General features: G+C 66.0%; 3 protein-coding genes. 2 read left to right on the top strand and 1 reads right to left on the bottom strand.

The features are described from left to right. Positions 1-1409 (bottom strand): NAD(P)/FAD-dependent oxidoreductase (locus H8A92_RS40125; protein ID WP_229200760.1); only part of this gene is annotated, 1409 nt, incomplete at its 3' end. A 95-nt stretch (positions 1410-1504) separates the two neighbouring features. Between H8A92_RS40125 and H8A92_RS40120 the strand changes: the two genes are divergently transcribed. Together H8A92_RS40120 and H8A92_RS40115 are read left to right on the top strand one after the other, a co-directional pair. Then, a complete protein-coding gene (locus H8A92_RS40120; protein WP_229200759.1) occupies positions 1505-2047 on the top strand; it encodes a SixA phosphatase family protein in 543 nt (180 codons plus the stop codon). 157 nt (positions 2048-2204) lie between these two features. Next, positions 2205-2630, top strand: coding sequence for a universal stress protein (locus H8A92_RS40115; RefSeq protein ID WP_163159795.1), 426 nt, complete (start codon positions 2205-2207; stop codon positions 2628-2630). Positions 2631-2953 lie beyond the last annotated feature (323 nt).

The raw sequence follows: 2953 nt of genomic DNA, 5'->3' as shown, positions 1-2953 counted from the left end.
GGCGGCGGGACAGGCCGCGCGACGGGCCCCGGCGGATGGCGGGGCGCCGGCCTCCTGGTTCCGGCCTTGAGATTGGCCTCGGCAAGCCGCGCCTCGCGGATGCGCTCCTTCGCACGTGCACCCTCGCGGTGGCGCGCCAGAACGCCCGCCACGGACGAGGCGCCCCTCGCCCACAGGCCGATGAAATGACCGGCGACGCGGCCGGTGGTGCCCCCCGCCCAGACCAGCTCGAACGGCGAAAACAACCGCCAGCGGTCGTCGCCCCACAGGATGCTGCGCGCAATCAACTGGCCCGCGAGCGCCGAGGTGTTGAGCCCCTGCCGGCCGAAGCCGCTCGCCACCCACAGGCCTCTGCGCAATTGCCCGATCTGCGGCATGCCGTGCACGGTGACGCCGACCGCGCCGCCGAACATGTCCGCGATCGGAACCTTGCCGAGTTGTGGAAACACCGTGGCGATGCGGCGCTGCACCGCCTTGCCGAGCCGCTTTGGCTGCGCGGCCCAGGTGGTTTCGGGACTGGCCCACAACAGGCGATCGCCATCGACGATGCGGAAATGGTCGATGCCGTCGCTGTCGACGACCGAGCCGGGAAAAGCGATCGCCTCCGCCAGCCGCTCCCCGAGCGGCTCGGTCAATGCCGCGTAGCGCCACACCGGCAGCAGCGTATCGGACAAGCGCTTCAGCGGCGCACCGAGATGGATATTGCCGGCGAGGACAATATGGTTGGCGCGCAGCCGCGCCGTCGGCGTCACGATGCGCTTGCGGATGCCGGAAAAATCGATGCTGACGACCGGCGTCTCCTCGAAGATCCGCCCCCCCGCCCGCACAGCCAGCGCGGCGAGCCCGTGCACATATTTGCGGCCGTCGATCTGGAATGCCTTCGGATAATAGATGCCGTGGAAATAGCGGCCGGTCCGCAGCACGCTGCGCACGCGATCGACCTGCCAGCCCTCGACCTCGGTCGCGAAATCCTCGCCAAGCGTCTGCAGGCGACTGATCAGCGCCTCGCCGACATCGACATTGGAGACCTCGAGCGCGCCGTCGCTCGCCTTGATGCCAGGGATCAAATCCTCGGTGGCGGTGGCGCGGACATAGTCGGCGCCCTCCTTCGACAGCGCCCACAATTCGCGGGCATCGTCGAGGCCGACGCGGTCGATCACATCTGCTATCGGCAGGCCGAAACCCGGCATCACGGTGCCGAGATGGTGACCGGAGGCGTTCCAGCCGACCTGGCGTCCTTCGAGCACGGCGACGCTCGCACCAAGCCGTGCCGCCTCGCGCGCCACGGTCAGGCCTGCCAGCCCGGCCCCGACCACGCAAATATCGACGTCGAGGTCGAACGCCAGACGGTCGCGGAACGCCGAGGCCTCGTCGGAGGCGTCCGCCGCACTTGTGGAAGTCTCGCTCATGGCGTTTTCTTACGAACCGCTGCGGCGCTTGTCACCTTGTCCGGGGCATCAGCCTGTAGAATTAATTCGACCAGACCGAATCGAGATGGAAGTCCATGCGCCGTTTGCTGCTGTTGCGTCACGCCAAGACCGAACACGACGCGCCCTCGGGGCACGACCAGGACCGCCGTCTCGACCAGCGCGGCCACCGCGATGCGGCGGAAATCGGCGGCTGGATCGCCCGCCACCAGCCCGTGCCCAATCTGGCATTGGTGTCGCCTGCGGTCCGCACCGTGCAGACCTGGGAGATCGTGCGCGACGAGCTGAAGGGCGCCGGACCTGCGCCGAAAGTCGAAATCGTGCCGGAACTCTACGGTGCCGATCCCGCGCAGCTCTTGACCGCGATCCGGATGGCTTCGGTCACCGATCCGAAGCGGCTGATCCTGATCGGGCATAATCCCGGGATGCATGAGCTCGCGCTGACACTGACCGGCAGCGGCGACCAAGCCGCGCAGCGCGCGCTCAGCGACAATCTGCCCACCTCGGGGCTCGCCGTCTTCGACTTCGCGATCGACGACTGGAATGACGTCTCCTTCCGGCGCGGCAAGCTCGTCCTGTTCGTCAGTCCGAAACTGTTGAAGCAGGCCTCGCGCAGCTGACACGAGCGGACATCGCCGCTCCGCCATGCTATATTGAGCTTTGCGCGACAGGGGGACCGGTTCGCGTCGACACCACGAGCTATCCAAAGAAAAAGAAGGCGCGCGTCCCGGCACAGGGACCAAACGGCTCCAGACCAATCGCGGACAGGAGGCGCAGATGTACAAGTCCATTCTCGTGCCGATCGACCTCGCCGATACCGATCTGGCGAAGCCGGCGATCGCAACCGCTGCGACATTGTCGCAAACATGGAACGGCGCGGTGCGCCTGCTCAACGTGCTGCCGATGACGCCGGTGATGCTCGCCGAGTATGTGCCGGCGGATTTCGACAGCCAGCAGCGTGAAACATCGGAAGAAGCGCTTGCGATCGTCGCGCGCGAATCCGGCATTGCGCCCGGGCGCATCTCCGGCGTGGTCCGCCAGGGCGGCATCTATCACGAGATCCTCGAAGAGGCCGCCAACATGAAGGCCGACCTGATCGTGATGACCTCGCACCGCCCGGCGATGCGCACCTACTTCCTCGGCTCGAATGCCGGACACGTGGTGCGCTACGCCAAATGCTCGGTGCTGGTGGTGCGGCACTAAAGCGGGATGAGTGATGAGGCCGTCGCAGGCGGTGCTGCCAAAATATCGAAAACAACCCCATGCAAAGGAGCCCGCTTCTGCCGACGTTCGACAAGGCGACTTGACACGTCGGGCAACTCAGGGATATTCTTCTATTATTCCGAAATCCAACATGCGTCCATTTCCCGGTCCGCGCGCCCCTGCTTCATTCATCTCCACAGGCCTGCGAGCGGCCAGTAGGTGAACATGAACAGCACGATGAGGCCGTACATGATCGCCGCGAGCGGCAAACCGAGCCGCATCTGCCGTGACACCGCCCATACCGAAGCTAGAGCGTGATGAGC

The organism is Bradyrhizobium acaciae, from assembly GCF_020889785.1.
Classification (GTDB): Bacteria; Pseudomonadota; Alphaproteobacteria; order Rhizobiales; family Xanthobacteraceae; genus Bradyrhizobium; species Bradyrhizobium acaciae.
The sequence above is the reverse complement of the archived record's forward strand: the minus strand, read 5'-3'. Positions and strand labels throughout refer to the sequence as shown.

Excerpts from the sequence above, each read along its gene's own strand:
- H8A92_RS40120 (WP_229200759.1), top strand. The coding sequence starts at position 1,505 with ATGCGCCGTTTGCTGCTGTTGCGTCACGCCAAGACCGAACACGACGCG.
- H8A92_RS40115 (WP_163159795.1), top strand. The coding sequence starts at position 2,205 with ATGTACAAGTCCATTCTCGTGCCGATCGACCTCGCCGATACCGATCTG.